The 391-nt window shown below is 61.1% G+C and carries 1 protein-coding gene; it reads right to left on the bottom strand.

All coding sequences use genetic code 11. From position 1 onward, the window contains the following. Positions 1-285: hypothetical protein (locus AC1DIX_RS28145; RefSeq protein WP_477328666.1), on the bottom strand; the 285-nt coding region annotated here is incomplete at its 3' end. Between the last annotated feature and the right edge of the window lie 106 nt (positions 286-391).

The following is a 391-nucleotide window of genomic DNA, read 5'->3' on the forward strand; positions in this document are numbered from 1 at the left end:
ATGAACGAGCTCTCCGGCAACCCATAGCGCGCCTGCGGCATCGAAAAAGTGGCCGCGCTCGGTAAAGCCTTCGCCCACAGGCGAGCGCGCCGCGCGCTCATCATGAACGAGCTCTCCGGCAACCCATAGCGCGCCTGCGGCATCGAAAAAGTGGCCGCGCTCGGTAAAGCCTTCGCCCACAGGCGAGCGCGCCGCGCGCTCATCAAGGCGCGCCAGCATATCCTCGGCCTGCACTACCGCTGGTAGCAGGCTTTTCAGCAGAGCGTTGTCAATCTCATAGCGCATATCATTTTCCGGAAGCCATCTTGGCGTTTACTTCCGCTATTTGGCGCATGATTCGCAATAAGCAGGCGGTCGATTCTCAGGAAGCCGGGCTGAAACGGGCGACGAG

The organism is Massilia sp. 05N420 (assembly GCF_056397205.1).